Below are 18,804 nucleotides of genomic sequence, written 5' to 3' on the forward strand. Positions count from 1 at the left end.
AAATAAAAAAGCCCGAGCAAACAAAACGTTTACTCGGACTTAAGATATATCTATGCTTCAATAAATTGAAGTAATTGATATTACATAGTGTGGATTGGAAGACCAATTGCTTTTTCAGCAGCTTCCATAGTCATTTCACCTAATGTTGGGTGAGCATGAACTGTTAATGCGATATCTTCAGCATTCATACCTGATTCGATAGCTAAACCTAATTCTGAGATAAGATCTGATGCACCAGTACCTACTACTTGAGCACCTACTAAAGTATCGTCTTCTTTAAGTGTGATTAACTTAACGAAACCAGTTGTGTCATCTAATGATAACGCACGGCCGTTAGCTTGGTAAGGGAATTTAGAAGCTTTATAGTCTAAACCTTCTTCTTTAGCTTGCGCTTCAGTGTAACCAACTTGAGCAAGTTCTGGCTCAGTGAAGCATACAGCTGGCATACCGATGTAATCTACTTCTGATTTTTCACCAGAGATTACTTCAGCAGCGATTTTACCTTCATAGCTTGCTTTATGTGCAAGTGGTAAACCAGGTACGATATCACCAATTGCAAAGATATTTTCGATTGAAGTACGGCTTTGTTTATCAACTTCTAATAAACCGCGGTCAGCGAATTTAAGACCTAATTCTTCAAGACCTAATTCGTCTGTGTTAGGTTTACGACCTACAGTTACTAATACGTAATCTGCTTCGATTGATTTTTCTTCGCCACCAACTTCGTACGTAACTTTAACGCCGTTGTCAGTTTCTTCAGCTGATTTAGCCATAGCTTCTGTAACGATTTCAACGCCTTTTTCTTTCATACCTTTTTTAACAGGTTGCGTCATTTGTTTTTCGAAGCCGCCTAAGATGTCTTTAGCACCTTCTAAGATTGTAACTTCTGAACCGAAGTTAGCGAATGCAGTACCAAGTTCAGAACCGATGTAACCGCCACCAACTACAACAAGTTTACCAGGAATTTCTTGTAAGTTTAAAGCGCCAGTTGAATCGATTACGCGGTTACCGAATTCAAAGTTAGGAATTTCGATTGGGCGTGAACCAGTTGCGATGATTGCATTTTTGAAGTTATAAGTTTGAGCACTTTTTTCGTCCATAACGCGTAAGCTGTTATTGTCTACGAAATAAGCTTCACCTTTAACAATCTCAACTTTGTTACCTTTTAAAAGACCTTCAACGCCGCCAGTTAATTTTTGAACGACACCTTGTTTGAATTCTTGAACTTTGTCAAATTTTAATTGAACGTTTTCAGCGATAACACCAAGGTTTTCTGAGTTTTTAGTTTCTTCGTAACGGTGAGAAGCGTGTAATAAAGCTTTTGAAGGAATACAACCAACGTTTAAGCATACGCCACCAAGTTCACCTTTTTCTACGATTGTAACTTTTTGACCTAGTTGTGCTGCGCGGATTGCTGCAACATAACCTCCTGGACCTGCACCGATAACAATAGTATCTGTTTCAATTGGAAAATCTCCGACTACCATAATTTACCCCTCCATTAATAATAATTCTGGATTATTTAATAAACGTTTAATGTGGTTCATAGCGTTTTGACCAGTAGCACCATCAATTTGTCTATGGTCAAAGCTTAATGATAATGCAAGTACTGGTGCTGCAACGATTTCGCCATCTTTAACGATAGGTTTTTGTGCAATACGACCAATACCTAAGATTGCAACTTCTGGGTGGTTGATGACTGGTGTGAACCATTGGCCACCTGCAGAACCGATGTTACTGATAGTACAAGTAGCACCTTTCATTTCATCAGATGTTAATTTACCGTCACGTGCTTTAACAGCAAGTTCGTTAATTTCATCTGAAATCGCGAACATTGATTTACGATCAGCGTTTTTAACAACTGGTACTAATAAACCTCTGTCAGTGTCAGCTGCGATACCGATGTTCCAGTAATGTTTATGAACAACTTCGCCAGCTTCTTCATTGAATGAAGTGTTAAGTGCTGGGTATTTCTTAAGTGCAGAAACAAGTGCTTTAACAACGTATGGTAAGAATGTTAATTTAGTACCTTGTTCAGCTGCAACTTCTTTGAACTTCTTACGGTGATCCCATAATGCAGACACTTCGATTTCGTCCATTAACGTAACGTGAGGTGCAGTGTGTTTAGAGTTAACCATAGCTTTTGCGATAGCTTTACGCATAGCTGGGATTTTTTCTGTAGTTTCTGGGTATTCACCTTCAACACTTGCTGCAGGTGCTTGTGAAGCTTCTGATGATGAGCTATCTGCAGAAGTTTCTTCAGATGCTTGTCCACCACCGTTAAGGTGATTGTCTACATCTTCTTTAGTAATTCTACCATTTTTACCTGTACCTTTAACAGCTTTAATGTTTACGTCGTTTTCACGCGCATATTTACGAACTGAAGGCATAGCTTTAACACGTGTATTGTCATCTTCTTCAGAATCATTTGAAGCTTCTGATTGTTCTTCTTTAGCTTCCTCTTTTGATTCTTCTTTGTCGTCTGATGATTCTTCGTCGTCGCTACCACCTTTGAATTGCATTTCTTCTGCATCAGGAGCATCGATCTTAACGATAGTATCACCAACAACTGCTACAGTACCTTCGTCTACTACAACTTCTTCTACAGTACCTGAAACAGGAGATGGAATTTCAACAACAGATTTGTCGTTTTGAACTTCTGCTAATACATCGTCTTCCTCAATAGTGTCTCCAGCTTTAACGAACCACTTTACGATTTCACCTTCGTGGATACCTTCACCAATATCTGGTAATTTAAATTCAAATGCCACGGTAATTTCCTCCTAAATTATTATTATGAATTGCGGTTAGAAACCTAAAGATTGGCGGCACTCATCAGGAAAAAGCCCAATAAGTGCGTACCAATAATCTTCTATATTTACTTATTTCCTATAACTTAGAATTAAAATTCTAAAGTTTTCTTAGCTTGCTCTACGATGTCTTTCTTGTTTGGTAACCATACACCTTCTGCTTGAGTGAATGGGTAAATTGTGTCAGCAGCAGCTACACGAGCGATTGGTGCTTCTAATGAAAGAATAGCACGTTCAGAAAGTTCAGCAGCTACTTGAGCACCAACACCAGCTTGACGTTGAGCTTCTTGAATAACTACAACGCGGCCAGTTTTTTCAGTTGAAGCAACTAATGTTTCGATATCTAATGGTTGAACTGTACGTAAGTCGATAACTTCAGCTGAGTAACCATCTTTTTCAAGGTCTTCTGCAGCTTTTAATGCTTCTTGTACCATTGCACCGTATGCAATTAAAGTGATGTCTGAACCTTCACGTTTAACGTTAGCTTTACCGATTTCGATTGTATATTCTTCTTCAGGTACTTCTTCACGGAATGAACGGTATAATTTCATGTGCTCTAAGTAAACGATTGGATCGTTACTTCTGATACTTTCGATTAATAAACCTTTAGCATCATATGGACCTGATGGGATTACAACTTTAAGACCAGGTGATTGAGCCATTAAACCTTCTAAGTTATCAGCGTGTAGTTCTGGTGTATGAACACCACCACCGAATGGCGCACGGATAGTTACTGGCGCAACTTTTGAGTTACCTGAACGGAAACGATGACGTGCGATTTGACCTGCAACAGAGTCCATTACTTCGAAAACGAAACCGAAGAATTGGATTTCCATTACTGGACGGTAACCTTCAACTGTTAAACCTAATGCAAGACCACCAATACCTGATTCAGCTAATGGTGTATCGAATACACGATCTTCACCGAATTCTTTTTGTAGGCCTTCAGTTACACGGAATACACCGCCATTAACACCTACGTCTTCACCGAATAATAAAACATTTTCGTCGTTTTGTAATTCAGTTTTAAGCGCATTGTTAATCGCTTGAACCATTGTCATTTGTGCCATGGCTTACTTCGACTCCTTCTCTTTGTAAATTTCATATTGCTCTTTGAGGTTATAAGGCATATCTTCGTACATGATTTCCATTAAATCAGTAACTGTTTGCTTTTCAGTGTTATCTGCAGCTTTAATTGCCTTCTTAATGTCGTCTTTAGCTTGTTTAATGATTTCTTCTTCTTTTTCTTCAGACCATAAGTTTTTGTTTTCAAGATATTTTCTGAAACGTACTAATGGGTCTTTTTTCTCCCATTCTGAATCTTCGTCTGAAGTACGGTATTTCGTTGGGTCGTCCCCGGCCATTGTATGTGGACCATAACGGTAAGTCATAGTTTCGATTAATGTTGGGCCTTCACCATTTACAGCACGTTCACGCGCTTCTAAAGTAGCTTGGTATACAGCTAATGCGTCCATACCGTCAACTTGGATACCTGGAACACCAGAACCGATACCTTTTTGAGCTAATGTTTTAGCTGCAGTTTGTTTGTCACGTGGTGTTGAAATTGCATAGTTATTATTTTGGATTACAAAGATAGCTGGTGCTTTGTAAGCTGATGCAAAGTTTACACCTTCGTAGAAGTCACCTTGTGATGAACCGCCATCACCAGTATAAGTAATTGCTACGGCTTTTTTACCGCGTTTCTTAAGTCCTAAAGCTACACCTGCTGTTTGAACGTATTGAGCACCAATGATGATTTGTGGACTTAATGCATTAACACCTTCTGGGAATTGGTTACCTTTGAAGTGTCCTCTTGAGAATAAGAACGCTTCAGTTAATGGTAAACCGTGCCAAATTAATTGTGGTACGTCACGGTAACCTGGAAGAATGTAGTCTTCTTTTTCTAATGCGTATTGAGAAGCGATTTGAGAAGCTTCTTGACCTGCTGTAGGTGCATAGAAACCTAAACGTCCTTGTCTGTTTAATGAGATAGAGCGTTGGTCAAGAATACGAGTCCAAACCATTCTCTCCATAAGTTCTACTAATTGTTCATCTGATAAATCTGGTAGTAAGTCTTCGTTAACTACGTTACCATCTACATCAAGTATTTGAACCATTTCAAATTGAGATTCAGTATTTTGTAATACCTTCTCAGCATCGAATTGGGCATTTAACTTCGGTGCCATTCAATTCACCATACCTTTCCATTTTATATAGAAAATCATTATTCTTGAATAAGTGTAACACAAAACTGTGATACTGTTAAATAAAAATAAAAAACTTCTGTAACACCAATTTACATAACAGATTGATAAACTGTTATAGTTATTTAATCTAAACTGTTATAGTATTAAATTAGTCTTCAGCAATCGCTTTCACATCTTGATACTCTTTAGAGACCTTCTTACTTGCTTTAGAATAATCCTCTACTTTTTTCTTCATAGCCTTACTAGCTTCCTGCATTTTTTTAGCTTTCTCATCTACTTGATCTTGAGTCGGAGTGCCTTCAGACATGTATTCAAATAAATCTCTTTCTTTTTCAAGGATCTTTTTATAACCTTTTACGTATTTATCGTGCTTTTTAAATTTATCTTTTAAAGCATCGTCGAGTTCAGTTATTTCTTTTTTATCCTCTTTGTCTTCAATGTCGTCAACTTGATCACTAGCTTTACTCATGTTCTTTTCATAACGATCAGTGAGCTCAGCTTCTTTATCAATCTTTTTCTCTCTTTTATCGATATTGTCGACAACTTTCTTAGCTGCTTTAGAGATTTCTTCTTGGTTATTCCCGTTTACTTTATTAATTAATTCTACTTTATCTTTTTCGAGTTTTTGTAACTTCTTGTTAACTTCAATAATATCCTTTTCAATATCACTTTCTTTATTAAATGTATCGTAATACTTAGAGATAATTTCGTCGTCTTTACCACATGCTGATAGTACTAATGTAGAAATCAGACCAATTCCAATCAATTTTTTTAATTTCATATTTAAAAGCTCTTCCTCCTTAAGACTTCAAGTTAATCGTACATGATTTTAAACTTAAAAATCAATTTGTAAGTGCACGACTTTATAACAAATTCATATACTCTGTTAGAGGTAGCACCTACAGGCAATTTCTGTTATATTTTATATCAAGGAAGGTGTACAACATGTTAACGATGAAAGATATTATTAGGGATGGTCACCCTACACTTAGAGAAGAAGCTCAAGAAGTTAAATTACCTTTAAGTGACGAAGATAAAGAAACGCTTACTAAAATGCGTGAATTCATCTTAAACAGTCAAGATGAAGAGATTGCTAAAAAATATGGTTTACGTTCAGGTGTTGGTTTAGCTGCACCTCAAATCAATGTGTCTAAACAAATGCTAGTCGTTTACATTCCGGATTACGGCAATGGTAGAACACATGATATTCAATTAATTAACCCTAAAATTGTAAGCCATAGTGTCCAGAAAGGTTACCTACCAACTGGTGAAGGTTGTTTAAGCGTGGATGAAGATATTCCAGGTCTTGTTCACCGTAATTATCGAATTAAAGTTAAAGGTTATGACCTTTCAGGTAAGGAAGTTAAACTACGATTACGCGGTTATCCAGCGATCGTCGTACAACACGAAATCGATCACTTAAAAGGTATCATGTTCTACGACCATATTGATAAACAAAATCCACTTACACCACAAAAAGATGCCATTGAAGTTTAATTTCAATGGCATTATTCATTACATAAATTCATCTCGTCGAATGTCATAAGGTATATGCATCGCTTTAATTTCTTCAATTATAAGGTCTATATCTTCGAAATCAATAAATTCAGGATCATGATCATGTCTAATATAATGATGACTTCGATCACTTTGCGTCGCTTCATCATACTTAAAGAACATAATCACTTCATTCTTGCGATAATTAAGTTCAAGACTTTTAAAAATGCGATCCTCTCTCGCTTGCTCCTTCTTAATTTCACCGACAATACGTTTAACATTTGGCATACTAATCACTCCAACCCTGAATAATTTATACGTAGACTAGTTATATTTTATCATATTCTTGCAAAATACCACTTCTTCCCTTTTAAAAGACAAGCTATAAAATTCAATCATGTGGGTTAAACTGCTTTATTTATTTTTCTAGTTAATGTAAAATAAAAACAAATGAAAAAGTATAGTTAAGTATAGAAGGCTTTTTCAAAAATGAACGGGAATCAAAATATAGTTAATACCCTAGTATATAGTAATACTTATTGAGAAATGATATGTATACGTTCGTTTTCAAAATTTACTATGTATTTTAGGGCTTTTTTGATAGAGATAAACCCAAATTAGGAGGAACAATATAGATGGCAGTATTTAAAGTATTTTATCAACATAATAGAGACGAAGTTGTCGTTCGTGAAAATACACAATCAATTTATGTTGAAGGTGAAACAGAAGAACAAGTTAGACGTTATTTAAAAGATAGAAATTATAACATTGAATTTATCACAAAACTTGAGGGTGCACATTTAGAATATGAGAAAAAGTCTGATCACTTTAAAGTGGAGAATCAACAGTAATGAAACAAATACAACAAAATGAAGTCGGCGTCTATGCTTTAGGCGGACTTGGTGAAGTTGGGAAAAATACGTATGCAGTCGAATACAAAGATGAAATCGTCATCATTGATGCTGGTATTAAATTCCCGGATGATGCTTTACTGGGTATCGACTACGTTATCCCTGATTACACGTATCTAGAGCAAAACCAAGATAAGATTGTTGGTTTATTTATTACACATGGACACGAAGACCATATAGGCGGTGTACCCTACCTACTTAAAAAGATAAATGTTCCTATATATAGTGGTCCATTAGCACTTGGTTTAATTCGTAATAAATTAGAAGAACATCATTTATTACGTACGACAGAATTAAATGAAATTGATGAAGAGACTGTTATCAAGTCTAAGCACTTTGAAATTTCATTCTATTTAACAACGCACAGTATTCCAGAGGCATATGGTGTTGTTGTTGATACGCCTGAAGGTAAAATCGTTCATACAGGTGACTTTAAATTCGACTTTACACCAGTTGGTGCGCCTGCGAATATGTCTAAGATGGCTCAACTTGGTGATGAAGGCGTGTTATGTCTATTATCAGACTCAACAAACTCACTTGTACCAGACTTTACATTAAGTGAACGCGAAGTTGGTCAGAACGTAGATAAAATCTTCCGTAAATGTAAAGGACGTATTATCTTTGCGACGTTCGCTTCTAACATTTACCGTGTTCAACAAGCTGTAGAAGCAGCGGTTAAAAATAACCGTAAAATTGTAACTTTCGGACGTTCAATGGAGAACAACATTAAGATTGGTATTGACTTAGGCTATATTAAAGCGCCACCTGAAACGTTCGTTGAAGCAAATAAAATTAATAGCATTCCGAAACACGAATTATTAATTTTATGTACAGGTTCTCAAGGTGAACCTATGGCTGCTTTATCACGTATCGCAAATGGTACGCATAAGCAAATTAAGATCATTCCAGAAGATACGGTTGTATTCAGTTCATCACCTATCCCTGGTAATACGAAGAGTATTAATAAGACAATTAACGCTCTATATCGTGCTGGTGCTGACGTTATCCATAGTAAAATTTCTAATATCCATACATCAGGTCACGGTTCACAAGGCGATCAACAGTTAATGTTACGTCTGATTAGACCGAAATTCTTCTTCCCTATCCATGGTGAGTATCGTATGTTAAAAGCCCATGGCCAAACGGGTGTGGATTGTGGCGTAGACGAAGATAACGTATACATCTTAGATATCGGTGACGTTCTAGCGCTTACCAAAGATTCAGCTCGCGTAGCAGGACGTATTCCATCAGGTAATGTTCTTGTAGATGGTAGCGGTATCGGTGACATTGGTAATGTTGTTATTCGTGACCGTAAGTTATTATCTGAAGAAGGTTTAGTGATTGTTGTAGTAAGCATTGACTTTAATACTAATCGCTTACTTTCAGGTCCAGATATTATTTCACGTGGTTTCGTTTATATGAGAGAATCTGGTCAACTGATTTTTGATGCTCAAAAACGTATTAAAACTGAAGTTATTTCAAAATTAAACCAAAACGATAACATTCAGTGGCATCAAATTAAGTCTTCAATTATTGAGACATTACAACCATATCTATATGAACAAACTGCACGTAAACCTATGATTTTACCTGTTATTATGAAAGTTAATGAAGATAAATAATATAAGGGTCTAGGACATAATCATACAATTCCCTTAAACAGCATGCTTTCCTGGGGCATAGCCGGAGCCTATAGTCTCCGATCTCATGCTACTCCCCTAGGAGTCAGCTGTTTTGAGAATTGTATGAAATAAAGCTTAAGTGCTCTATTTCACTACTTATGTCCTAGGCTCTTTTTTGCATAAAAAAACTAGGACACTTGAATGAAATTAAGCACGATAGCTTACTTCATAGTTTAGTCCTAGCTTCTCTATATTTATCGTTCAGATGGTCGCACGATTTTCTTTTCAAAACGGTTTATGTCATTATCATGACCAATCATTATTAGAATATCGGCAAGTTCAATATTAATTTCAGGGTCAGGCGCTACAATGATATCTTTACCACGCTTAACCGCGATGATACTAATACCAAATTGTGCACGAATATCAAGTTCAATAATCGATTTACCAGCCATTTCTTCAGTTGCCTTAATCTCTACAATAGAATGCTCATCGGCAAGTTCAAGGTAATCAAGCACACTGGCACTAGCAACATTATGTGCGATACGACGACCCATATCACGTTCTGGGTGAACAACCGTATCTGCACCAATTTTATTTAAAATTTTAGCATGGTAATCGTTCTGAGCTTTAGCTGTAACTTTCTTCACACCAAGTTCTTTAAGAATCAATGTTGTAAGCGTACTTGCTTGAATATTTTCACCGATTGCTACAATAACGTGATCAAAGTTACGAATACCAAGACTCTTCATAACCGCTTCATCTGTCGTATCAGCTACTACAGCGTGCGTCGCAATATCACTATACTCATTTACACGCGCCTCACTACTATCAATGGCCATAACGTCCATATCTAGCACGTTTAATTCGCGAACGATACTGCCACCGAAACGGCCTAATCCAATCACTACATATTCTTTTTCCATAATTAGCCTCCACGAATAACTAGATTGCGTTTGAATGTATATGCATCCAAATAAGCGATGTCTTGTACAAATAATATCATTAATAATATAAGCGATGAAATTAATAAAAGCAAACCATAAATACAAGTTGTTGAAATATGGATTTAAAATATATATGATACTTAAAGTGATAACTTTTAAAGGATGGTTAAGATGAGCGAAATTATTATTTATACACAGGATTCATGTCCACCATGTACGTTTGTTAAGAATTACTTAAAGGATAACGATGTGGCTTTTACAGAAAGAAACATCAAGGAAACGACATATTGTAACGAACTTCTCGAATACGATGCGTTTCAAACACCATTTATTTTAATTGACGGGGAACCTATGTATCAAGTCGATATGGAACGCTTAGAAGCAGTTGTAAATGCGAAGTAGCATGCCCTACTTCTTCAAGATTTGACTTCCCCTACTTCTTGAAAAGCCATTTAGATACACGAAGCAAATTTAAACACTAAAAAGACTCAAAAGGCGTAGATGCTATACATCGCTTCTTTTGAGTCTTAATTATTATATGCAATTATTGCTTCGTATATGATGCTACAAGTGATTGGACCTCTTCCATCGTAGCGACGTTTAAGGCCTTTTCAACAAGTGATTTCATATCAGATTGATTTAACTGTTGAATTAAGTTTCGAGCTTTCAAAATAGATGAAGCACTCATAGAGAACTCATCTAAGCCTAAGCCAAGTAATAATGGAATCGCAGTTTCATCGCCTGCCATTTCACCACACATACCCGTCCATTTACCTTCTTGATGAGACGCGTCAATCACTTGTTTGATTAAACGCAGAATTGAAGGATTGTATGGTTGGTATAGGTATGAAACAGATTCAGACATTCTATCTGCAGCCATTGTGTACTGAATGAGATCGTTCGTACCAATACTAAAGAAGTCAACCTCTTTCGCAAATACGTCAGCTAATGCTGCAGTAGCTGGAATCTCAACCATGATACCGAGTTCAATATCATCTGAAACCTCGTAACCTGATTGAATTAAATCTTCTTTCTCAGCAAGTAACATCGCTTTCGCGTCTCTGAATTCTTGTACAGTTGCAACCATTGGGAACATAATTTTAAGGTTGCCGTAAACTGATGCACGAAGTAGCGCACGTAATTGCGGTTTGAAGATTTCTGGTTGATCTAAACATAGTCGAATCGCACGGTAACCTAAGAAAGGATTCATTTCCTCTTCTAAATCGAGATATGGTAGAGATTTGTCGCCACCGATATCTAACGTTCTCACGACTACAGGCTTACCGTCCATCTCTTCAAGTACTTTCTTATACGCTTCAAATTGTACGTCCTCACTTGGTAACGTATCGTTATCCATATATAAGAATTCTGTACGATATAGACCAATACCTTCAGCGCCATTGTGTTTCACACCTTCTAAGTCATTAGGTGTACCAATGTTTGCGGCTAACTCCACTTTAACGCCATCTTTAGACTTCGTATCTTGGTCTTTAAGTTCACGAAGTGCAGCTTTTTCTTCAAGGTGCGCCGCTTGTAGTGATTGATAGTGCTTAAGTTCGTCATCACTAGGATTAATAATAACGTCACCGTTTAAACCATCGATGATAATCATGTCGCCGTTTTGAACTTCAGAAACGATTGATTTCGTACCTACAACTGCAGGTATTTCTAATGAACGACTCATAATTGCTGAATGTGACGTTCTGCCACCGATGTTCGTAACAAATCCATACACAAAATCTTTGTTTAATTGTGCTGTATCTGAAGGTGTTAAATCATGTGCAATAATAATAGATTCTTCATTAATCATACTTGGATTTGGTAATGAAATACCAAGTAAGTGACCAAGTATACGTTTTGACACGTCTCTAATATCCGCTGCACGTTCTTGCATATAAGCATTGTCCATGGATTCAAATATTTGAATAAACTGCGTAGAAATTTCATTTAAAGCAGTCATCGCACATTTAGATTCATCTTTAATCTTAGCTTCAATAGGTTGGATTAATTCAGGATCTTCTAATACAAGTAAATGTGCATCAAAAATTTGTGCTTTGTCACGGCCTAGTTTCACTTCGGCGTGATCTCGAATTTTAGTTAGTTCTACTTTAGATTGTTCTAAAGCATTATGAAAATGTTTAATTTCTGATTCAGCATCTAATACTTCTTTATCTTCGAAAGATAAATCCGGTTCTACAAGTAAATAGGCTTTTGCAATCGCAATTCCTTCCGAAGCAGCGATACCTGAAATCTTTTTAGACATTACGCAGTAAGTCCTTCTTTAGATAAAATTTCAGTGATTGCTTCAATTGCTTCTTGCTCATCGCTTCCATCTGCGTAAATTGTGATATCTGCATCTTTACCTACACCTAAGCTCATAACACCCATAATTGATTTAAGGTTTACTTTCTTTTCGTTGTATTCTAATTGGATGTCTGAATCGAATTTAGATGCTGTTTGAACAAGCATTGTAGCTGGACGTGCATGAATACCTGTTTCGTCGATAATCGTATATGATTTTTGTTCCATAATGTTCTTTCTCCTTCACTTTTAAAATGACTGAAATTATGATGATATCAGCTTATATTTATAACTAAACTCTACCAAAATCTACCTCTAAATTCAATTTGTTTTATAGTTAACACAACATAATAACATAGAATTTATGTCGATTTTCTTAATTTACATTAAAGATTTTGTTACTTTCTCACATTTTTCAATATGGTCGTTACCAAGTTTCATCATGAAGTAGTAACTTACACCTGCTGAAATCGTTTGACCGATAATTGGGAACCAACGTGTTTGCTTAACAGCCGTACGTTTAGCAACGTCTTTCACTAATAATTTAATTAATGCACCAGATACACGTTTACCAATCACTTGGCTACCTTGAATCGCTGCAGCTGACATAATACGCTCTTTAACATCATCAGAGAATGAGTTAACGTGCTTATGGTCAACACCGTAAATTTTGTTCACGTCTTCTACGATATCTTTCATTAACTTCATATCAACACCAAAGTCTAATCCTGGAATTGGAATCACTGTCGCACCTGAAGAAAGCATTGCTTTTTTATTCACTAAATCTTTAGCACGTTTTCTTCTTTCTTGTAATTCTTGGTCGTTACTTGGCAGAATTTCTTTCTCGTGAATTTCTTCAATATCTAATAAATCGCTACCAATTTTATCTGTAATTTCATTTTTTAAGTTAAACATATGTGTATAACCCCTTTACTTAATATTCGTTATTTTTTCTTACATTTACCCGTTTTAGTGATTTTAATGTAAGAGCGTCACGAAGATAGCTTTAAGATACTTCGATGGTTTGTAATGCGGATTTGTCTTAAAGTCACGTGGTAGCCCCATTACCTCATCAAGTTGATAGTCAATTTCTAATTCATCTAGCGTACCTTTAATCATTTTTTTGAATTGCTTCAATGGAAAAGCACTAGAGTTCGTACATAGCAACATCGTGCCACCTTCGTTTAAAATCGGTAACGCACCTTCTATAAGTGCTGGATAATCTTTAAGCACTGAGAATGTTTTCTTTTTATTACGCGCAAAACTTGGTGGGTCAATGACGATCGTGTCATAAACATGTTGATGACGCGCCGCGTAGTTATAGAAATCGAACGTATCCATAACATAAATATATTGTGATTTAGGATCTATCGCATTCAGGCCAAAATTTTCTTCGGTTAAAGCGCGCGAACGATTTGCTAAATCCACACTTGTTGTTGAAGCTGCGTTTTCAGCTGCAATAACTGAGAAGGCACCTGTATAACTAAATAAGTTTAATACGTGACGATTCTCCGAATATTGATCACGTAACTTTTTACGGACTTCTTTTTGATCTAAGAAGATACCTGTCATTGGTCCATCGTTTAGGTGAACGTTATAATACGTAAAGTTTTCCTCGATGACGATTGGAAACTCTGGCGCTTCACCTTTAACGTATCCACTTTGAATCGCCTCATCCTTAAAGCGTGTCTTTTCATAAATGGATTTATAAGATAGCACTTCATCAATCGCTTTCAAGATTTGATAACGCAGTTTATAAACGCCCTTTGAATACCAAGTTAGGAGTAAGTGACCGTCGTAATTATCAATCGTTAAGCCACCAATACCGTCACCTTCACTGTTGAACAATCTAAATGCGTTTGTGCCTTCCTTTTGGTAAAAGTAATCGCGTTCTTCGATGGCTTCTCGAAGTCGTTTCTCGAAAAAGACTTGATTGATAGGCTCGTCTTCATCGTACGACAATACATAACCTAATCCCTTATGTTCCTCGCCAACATAACACGTCGCAATATATTGGTTTGAGTCCGTTAAAAGTTTAAATAAGTCGCCATCTTTCAATTGATCATGTTTAAAAATATCTGCTTTATCGATTAATGGGTATTGATTCAAATACTTTGTTTCTTTTCCTTTATTTAAAATGGCAGTTTTCATGAATACCAACCTTTCGTTTAGTTACAATACTTCTATTCTAACAAGATTCTTGTTCAACGTCTTTTGAAATTAAAAAGGTCCTGCTCAAATAAAATTGTTAACATTATGTTGATTCCCTAAACAGCATGCTTTCCTAGGGCGTGGCTGGAGCCTGTAGTCTCCAGACTCACGCTGCTCCCTTAGGAGTCAGCTGTTAGGGAATCAAATTGTATCTTTAGCAATCATATTTATTTTAAATTCAAATTGCATTGGTTTAAAGAATGATTGCTTGAAGACTCCCGTGGCACTGTGAGGAAGGGAGATCCAAGCGAAGCTTTAGCTCAAAGCGACGCCACAGGAAGGTCCCTTGCACAGAGGATTGCTTGAGCAATCCAACAAGCTAAGTAAGCAAGGCATAGCGAAAAACAAATCATTCGTCTACGGTATTACCAACCGAATTTGACGTAGAACTAAAAAAGAGACAGGTTTGAAGCTAATGACTTCAACTTACCTGTCCCTCATAATTGGTGGATTGTTATTGATTGTTGTGGCAATCATTTATAATTGTTTTTTATCTTTCAACTGTATAATAAATGCGATAATAACTGGAATTAACATTAATACAAGTATCGGTGTAATGAATATAGATAATAATAAACCATGGAATAAAATCACAAAGAACTCTGTTACGAGCTTAAAGAATAAGACACTAATCATAAAGAGTTGAATTGTCGTATATTTATCTTTTAAGTAATTTGTGAATGTTGTAATGATATAAATTACGATAATAATTAAAAGAATAAATAAACTTACCCATTCATAAACGTATTGTGTTTGAGTTAACTTCCACTCACCTGACATAAATAAACCATTACGGTTATTCAGTTCTATTAGTGTAAAGAATAATAGAATTAAGCCACAAAATACTTGAACGTAAGCAGCTTTTAACCATTTCGGTTTACGCATCCAGTTCGGAATATCGTCTTCTTCAAGTTGTACAATATCATTCCATTTTTGAACGAATTGATCTCGCTTAGCACGTATCTTTTCAATATCAATACTGCGTCGAGTATTACGCGTGAATTCAGTCGTACGGTGTTGTAGGTCTTTAATTTGCGCTTTAGTTTGCGTCGTAAAGCTTCTCTTTTCAGAGCGGTTGTAACCATCACCTCGTAACTCTGATTCAGTCACGGGTAACGCACGTCTTAGGAATAAGAAGTTCCAAATCGCCATTTGGCCAAGTAACCATAAGATGACGAAGAACGAATTAATACTCAACACATCAATCGGCGCGATTTCCTTTCCATCGATTCGAGCATATAAAGCAAGTTGCGTGATGAAATAACTAATCCCATATGAAAAGATAATCCAAAGGTAGTGTTCCTTTCGATGGTTCGGGTTGAGCTCATCTTTATACGCAATATAACCAATATGTACAACAAATGGAATAATAAATATAATCGCAAAGAAACTATAAACTTGCGTCATTAAGATAATTGTTAATAAGAAAAAGATAATCCCTAAAACGAGATAAAAGATAGATATATCATAATCATAACGTGTAGTTTTAGATAATGTTCTCGCAATAAATACGAGTAAGATACCAAATAATAATATAATAATGCCACTTACTATAGGAAATCCACCTATAAATCGACTTAATACTTTAATTACTTCACTAAAGAATGCCATAATGAAGTCCCATAAATTATCAATGTCCATTTCAACTTTTTGATCTTTTTTTAATTTATGAATAAGTGGTACATTAACAAAAATTATAAGACTAAATAATATGGCTAAAGCACCAGTGATATAACTAAAGATTACTTCGGCATGCTTTTTCAAAAAAGACATACTATTCACCTCACAGTTATTATATATGAACGTTTATCAATTGTCTTTAATTATTCACAAATTCGGTCTGAAGTATGAAACATGTTTATACATTAATTAAATCGGTAAATATATACCCATAACCCACTATAAAAGAGGTGCATATTATGTCTGAAAAAGATATTAAGAAAGATGCAGAAAAAGCTAAAGAAAAAGAAGAAGAATTAAAGCAAGATAAAGAGAACGCTTCAGGCGACGATAAAACTGAAGGCGACATTCAAGATACATTTGAATAAGTAAGTGATTCCAGTTTCTAACTTTTAGGAAACTGGAATTTTTTATATTGAATTTAAATTATTTGAAAGCATCATTCATATTATTTATAATTTAGAGTTTTATGTGCCATTAAGTATTGACAATACTTGGTTTTCGGATTACATTTACATTAATCACATAATTAACGCACTAGGGGTGTGTAAACTGAGATGAGGCTTGTCCTCAAACCCTTTGAACCTGATCTAGTTGATACTAGCGTAGGAAAGTGTGCTTACATACCTATGTCTAAGCATGCCTTTTAATTGTTATCAATTAGTTAAGGTGTGCGTTTTTTATTATAGGAGGGAAATTATGAAAAAGGGATTAAAGCTTTCTGATATTCTAGTTACGATTATCATCGCTGTAATATTTGCTATTATTTACAATCTTTGGTGGATGGTATACGAAGTGAGCAAAGTAACTGGGCTACATATTGAAGAGTTAACTTATGGTGTATGGTTTATGGCTGCCGTTGTTGCTTATCTCATTATTCCAAAGCCTGGTATCGCTTTACTAGCGGAATTCGCAGCTGGTGCAGGTGAAACAATTGTAATGGGTAAATTTGATATCGCGACATTAGTCGTTGCCTTTTTACAAGGTTTAGCGAGTGAAATCGTATTCGCGTTATTCAAATATAGCTCACGCACAGTTATGGTTTCTATCTTAGCTGGTGTTGCAGCTGCACTCATAAGTTTACCGGTTGTTTTCTTCTATGGTTACCTTGCGGAAGTTAAATCATGGAACTGGATTTTATTAATCGGTTTCCGTTTAATTAGTGGTGCTTTAGTTGCTGGTTTATTATCATGGTTACTTGTTAAGTTACTTGATGAAACTGGCGTTACGAAACTATTCCGCCCTGCTTCACAAAAAGATTACGACTCACTTTAAGGAGAATGCATTATGCTAAAAGCATCAAATTTAAGATTAAAATACCCTAGTGGTTCTTACAAAATATTTGATGGCCTTAATGTTGAAATTAAAGATAAAGAGAAAGTACTTTTGCTTGGTCCTTCGGGATCAGGTAAAAGTACTTTACTTAATCTATTAAGTGGCATTGTGCCTGAATTAATTGAACTTCCTTTGAAGTATGATGAATTGATTCAAGATAAAGATAGTGCAGTAATATTTCAAGATCCAGATAGTCAATTCTGTATGCCTAAAGTGTATGAGGAATTGGCTTTTATTTTGGAAAATCAGCGCGTACCCAAAGCTGAAATGAAACCACGTATTCAAGAAGCGCTACAATCTGTTAACTTAGATGTCGACGAAAAGACGAATATCAACCAACTAAGTGGTGGTATGAAACAAAAGCTTGCGATTGTTGGCGCCCTTTTACAGAATGCGAATACATGGTTCTTTGATGAACCAACTGCAATGTTAGATATCAATGCAACTGAACAACTTTGGTCTCAAATTATAGAGTTATGGCACGATAAAACCGTGTTAATTGTTGAACATAAGGTTGAACACATTTGGCAACACGTAGACCGAGTTATTTTGATGAATGAAAATGGTGAAATCATAAAAGATGATACGCCAATGAATATTATTCAGAATCATGAGGCTTTATTAAGTGAATATGGGGTGTGGCACCCTAAAGCATGGGCTAATGCGCCAGAACCACGTTTAAATGCACTTTCGCGTCAAGATACTTATTTTCATTTTCAAAAAGGAGCGGTAAAACGAGGCAAAAAGGCTTTGTACCAAGTTGACGATTTACAGATCGGACTTGGTGATTGGATTACATTAACTGGCCCTAATGGTTCGGGTAAGACGACATTGTTTGAGTCGATGATGCAATTGATTCCGTATAAAGGGAAGATGACTTACCACGGTAAAACGCTGCGTAAAGTGCGTGATGCGGCGAAAAATATCTATCTCGTTTATCAGAATCCTGAACTGCAATTTATTCAAAATAGTGTTTATAAGGAGATTTATATTAACTTTCAATATCAAAATCCTGAAAAAGCCCATGAAAAAACCAAGGAAATGATCCAATTACTACGTTTACAACATGTTGAATCACAACACCCTTTCGAACTTTCAATGGGTCAAAAGCGACGTTTAAGTGTGGCTACTGCTTTAAGTACGAATGCGGATATTATCTTGCTGGATGAACCAACGTTCGGACTTGATAGTCATAATACATTTCAACTGATTGATTTATTCCAGTCTCGCGTTGAAAATGGCCAAACGATTATGATGATTACGCATGACCCGCATATTATTGA

At 35.9% G+C, this 18,804-nt stretch carries 19 protein-coding genes and 1 riboswitch; of the genes, 7 read left to right on the plus strand and 12 right to left on the minus strand.

All coding sequences use genetic code 11. The features are described from left to right. Positions 1-80: 80 nt before the first annotated feature. The 5 genes from lpdA to A33S_RS0104460 form a co-directional block, all read right to left on the minus strand. Positions 81-1,487, minus strand: coding sequence for a dihydrolipoyl dehydrogenase (gene lpdA, locus A33S_RS0104440; RefSeq protein WP_009383646.1), 1,407 nt, complete (start codon positions 1,485-1,487; stop codon positions 81-83). Between the two features lie 3 nt (positions 1,488-1,490). Continuing rightward, positions 1,491-2,771 (minus strand): dihydrolipoamide acetyltransferase family protein, encoded by a 1,281-nt coding sequence (locus tag A33S_RS0104445; protein ID WP_017176604.1) that lies wholly within the window; start codon positions 2,769-2,771, stop codon positions 1,491-1,493. 131 nt (positions 2,772-2,902) lie between these two features. Beyond that, a complete protein-coding gene (locus tag A33S_RS0104450; RefSeq protein ID WP_009383649.1) occupies positions 2,903-3,880 on the minus strand; it encodes an alpha-ketoacid dehydrogenase subunit beta in 978 nt (325 codons plus the stop codon). Between the two features lie 3 nt (positions 3,881-3,883). Further along, positions 3,884-4,996: a pyruvate dehydrogenase (acetyl-transferring) E1 component subunit alpha gene (pdhA, locus tag A33S_RS0104455; RefSeq protein ID WP_009383651.1), complete on the minus strand. Its 1,113-nt coding sequence runs from the start codon at positions 4,994-4,996 to the stop codon at positions 3,884-3,886. 169 nt (positions 4,997-5,165) lie between these two features. Further along, positions 5,166-5,798 carry a YkyA family protein gene (locus A33S_RS0104460; protein ID WP_009383652.1) on the minus strand — a complete coding sequence of 211 codons (633 nt, stop codon included), beginning with the start codon at positions 5,796-5,798 and terminating at the stop codon, positions 5,166-5,168. A 164-nt stretch (positions 5,799-5,962) separates the two neighbouring features. On the opposite strand from A33S_RS0104460, the gene def reads away from it, so the two are divergent. After that, positions 5,963-6,514, plus strand: coding sequence for a peptide deformylase (gene def / locus A33S_RS0104465; protein WP_009383653.1), 552 nt, complete (start codon positions 5,963-5,965; stop codon positions 6,512-6,514). An 18-nt stretch (positions 6,515-6,532) separates the two neighbouring features. On the opposite strand, the gene A33S_RS0104470 is transcribed toward def, so the two are convergent. Next, positions 6,533-6,802 carry a hypothetical protein gene (locus A33S_RS0104470; protein ID WP_009383654.1) on the minus strand — a complete coding sequence of 90 codons (270 nt, stop codon included), beginning with the start codon at positions 6,800-6,802 and terminating at the stop codon, positions 6,533-6,535. A gap of 347 nt (positions 6,803-7,149) precedes the next feature. Here A33S_RS0104470 and A33S_RS0104475 point away from each other — a divergent pair, with 347 nt between their 5' ends. Continuing rightward, positions 7,150-7,365 (plus strand): DNA-dependent RNA polymerase subunit epsilon, encoded by a 216-nt coding sequence (locus A33S_RS0104475; RefSeq protein ID WP_009383655.1) that lies wholly within the window; start codon positions 7,150-7,152, stop codon positions 7,363-7,365. Beyond that, on the plus strand, positions 7,365-9,047 hold the full coding sequence (gene rnjA, locus A33S_RS0104480) for a ribonuclease J1 (RefSeq protein ID WP_009383656.1): 1,683 nt from the start codon (positions 7,365-7,367) through the stop codon (positions 9,045-9,047). Before A33S_RS0104475 ends, rnjA begins: the two co-directional genes overlap by 1 nt. A 254-nt stretch (positions 9,048-9,301) precedes the next feature. Here the strand turns inward: rnjA and A33S_RS0104485 are convergent, their stop codons facing one another. Beyond that, on the minus strand, positions 9,302-9,973 hold the full coding sequence (locus tag A33S_RS0104485; protein WP_009383657.1) for a potassium channel family protein: 672 nt from the start codon (positions 9,971-9,973) through the stop codon (positions 9,302-9,304). Between the two features lie 192 nt (positions 9,974-10,165). On the opposite strand from A33S_RS0104485, the gene A33S_RS0104490 reads away from it, so the two are divergent. Then, positions 10,166-10,396, plus strand: coding sequence for a glutaredoxin family protein (locus tag A33S_RS0104490; protein WP_009383658.1), 231 nt, complete (start codon positions 10,166-10,168; stop codon positions 10,394-10,396). Positions 10,397-10,538: 142 nt separating this feature from the next. On the opposite strand, the gene ptsP is transcribed toward A33S_RS0104490, so the two are convergent. The 5 genes from ptsP to auxA form a co-directional block, all read right to left on the minus strand. Then, the gene (ptsP, locus tag A33S_RS0104495; protein WP_009383659.1) at positions 10,539-12,257 is read right to left on the minus strand and encodes a phosphoenolpyruvate--protein phosphotransferase; all 1,719 of its coding nucleotides are present in this window, start codon (positions 12,255-12,257) and stop codon (positions 10,539-10,541) included. Beyond that, entirely contained in the window at positions 12,257-12,523 is a 267-nt protein-coding gene (locus A33S_RS0104500) for a phosphocarrier protein HPr (protein WP_009383660.1), read from the minus strand. The genes ptsP and A33S_RS0104500 overlap by 1 nt, the downstream gene beginning before the upstream one ends. 153 nt (positions 12,524-12,676) lie before the next feature. After that, complete coding sequence (locus tag A33S_RS0104505; protein WP_009383662.1) at positions 12,677-13,210, minus strand: DUF697 domain-containing protein; 534 nt, start codon at positions 13,208-13,210, stop codon at positions 12,677-12,679. A 63-nt stretch (positions 13,211-13,273) separates the two neighbouring features. Then, the gene (locus A33S_RS0104510) at positions 13,274-14,446 is read right to left on the minus strand and encodes a class I SAM-dependent rRNA methyltransferase (protein ID WP_009383664.1); all 1,173 of its coding nucleotides are present in this window, start codon (positions 14,444-14,446) and stop codon (positions 13,274-13,276) included. A 537-nt stretch (positions 14,447-14,983) separates the two neighbouring features. Next, complete coding sequence (gene auxA, locus A33S_RS0104515) at positions 14,984-16,279, minus strand: lipoteichoic acid stability factor AuxA (RefSeq protein WP_009383665.1); 1,296 nt, start codon at positions 16,277-16,279, stop codon at positions 14,984-14,986. Positions 16,280-16,425: 146 nt separating this feature from the next. Here auxA and graF point away from each other — a divergent pair, with 146 nt between their 5' ends. The 3 genes from graF to A33S_RS11605 form a co-directional block, all read left to right on the plus strand. Beyond that, on the plus strand, positions 16,426-16,554 hold the full coding sequence (graF, locus tag A33S_RS12470) for a glycopeptide resistance-associated protein GraF (protein ID WP_017176605.1): 129 nt from the start codon (positions 16,426-16,428) through the stop codon (positions 16,552-16,554). Between the two features lie 161 nt (positions 16,555-16,715). Next, positions 16,716-16,815: riboswitch (TPP riboswitch) on the plus strand. Between the two features lie 70 nt (positions 16,816-16,885). After that, a complete protein-coding gene (locus A33S_RS0104525) occupies positions 16,886-17,461 on the plus strand; it encodes an ECF transporter S component (protein ID WP_017176606.1) in 576 nt (191 codons plus the stop codon). A gap of 12 nt (positions 17,462-17,473) precedes the next feature. After that, positions 17,474-18,804 (plus strand): ABC transporter ATP-binding protein (locus A33S_RS11605; RefSeq protein ID WP_017176607.1); only part of this gene is annotated, 1,331 nt, incomplete at its 3' end.

This window comes from Staphylococcus massiliensis CCUG 55927 (assembly GCF_000298075.1).
GTDB lineage: Bacteria > Bacillota > Bacilli > Staphylococcales > Staphylococcaceae > Staphylococcus > Staphylococcus massiliensis.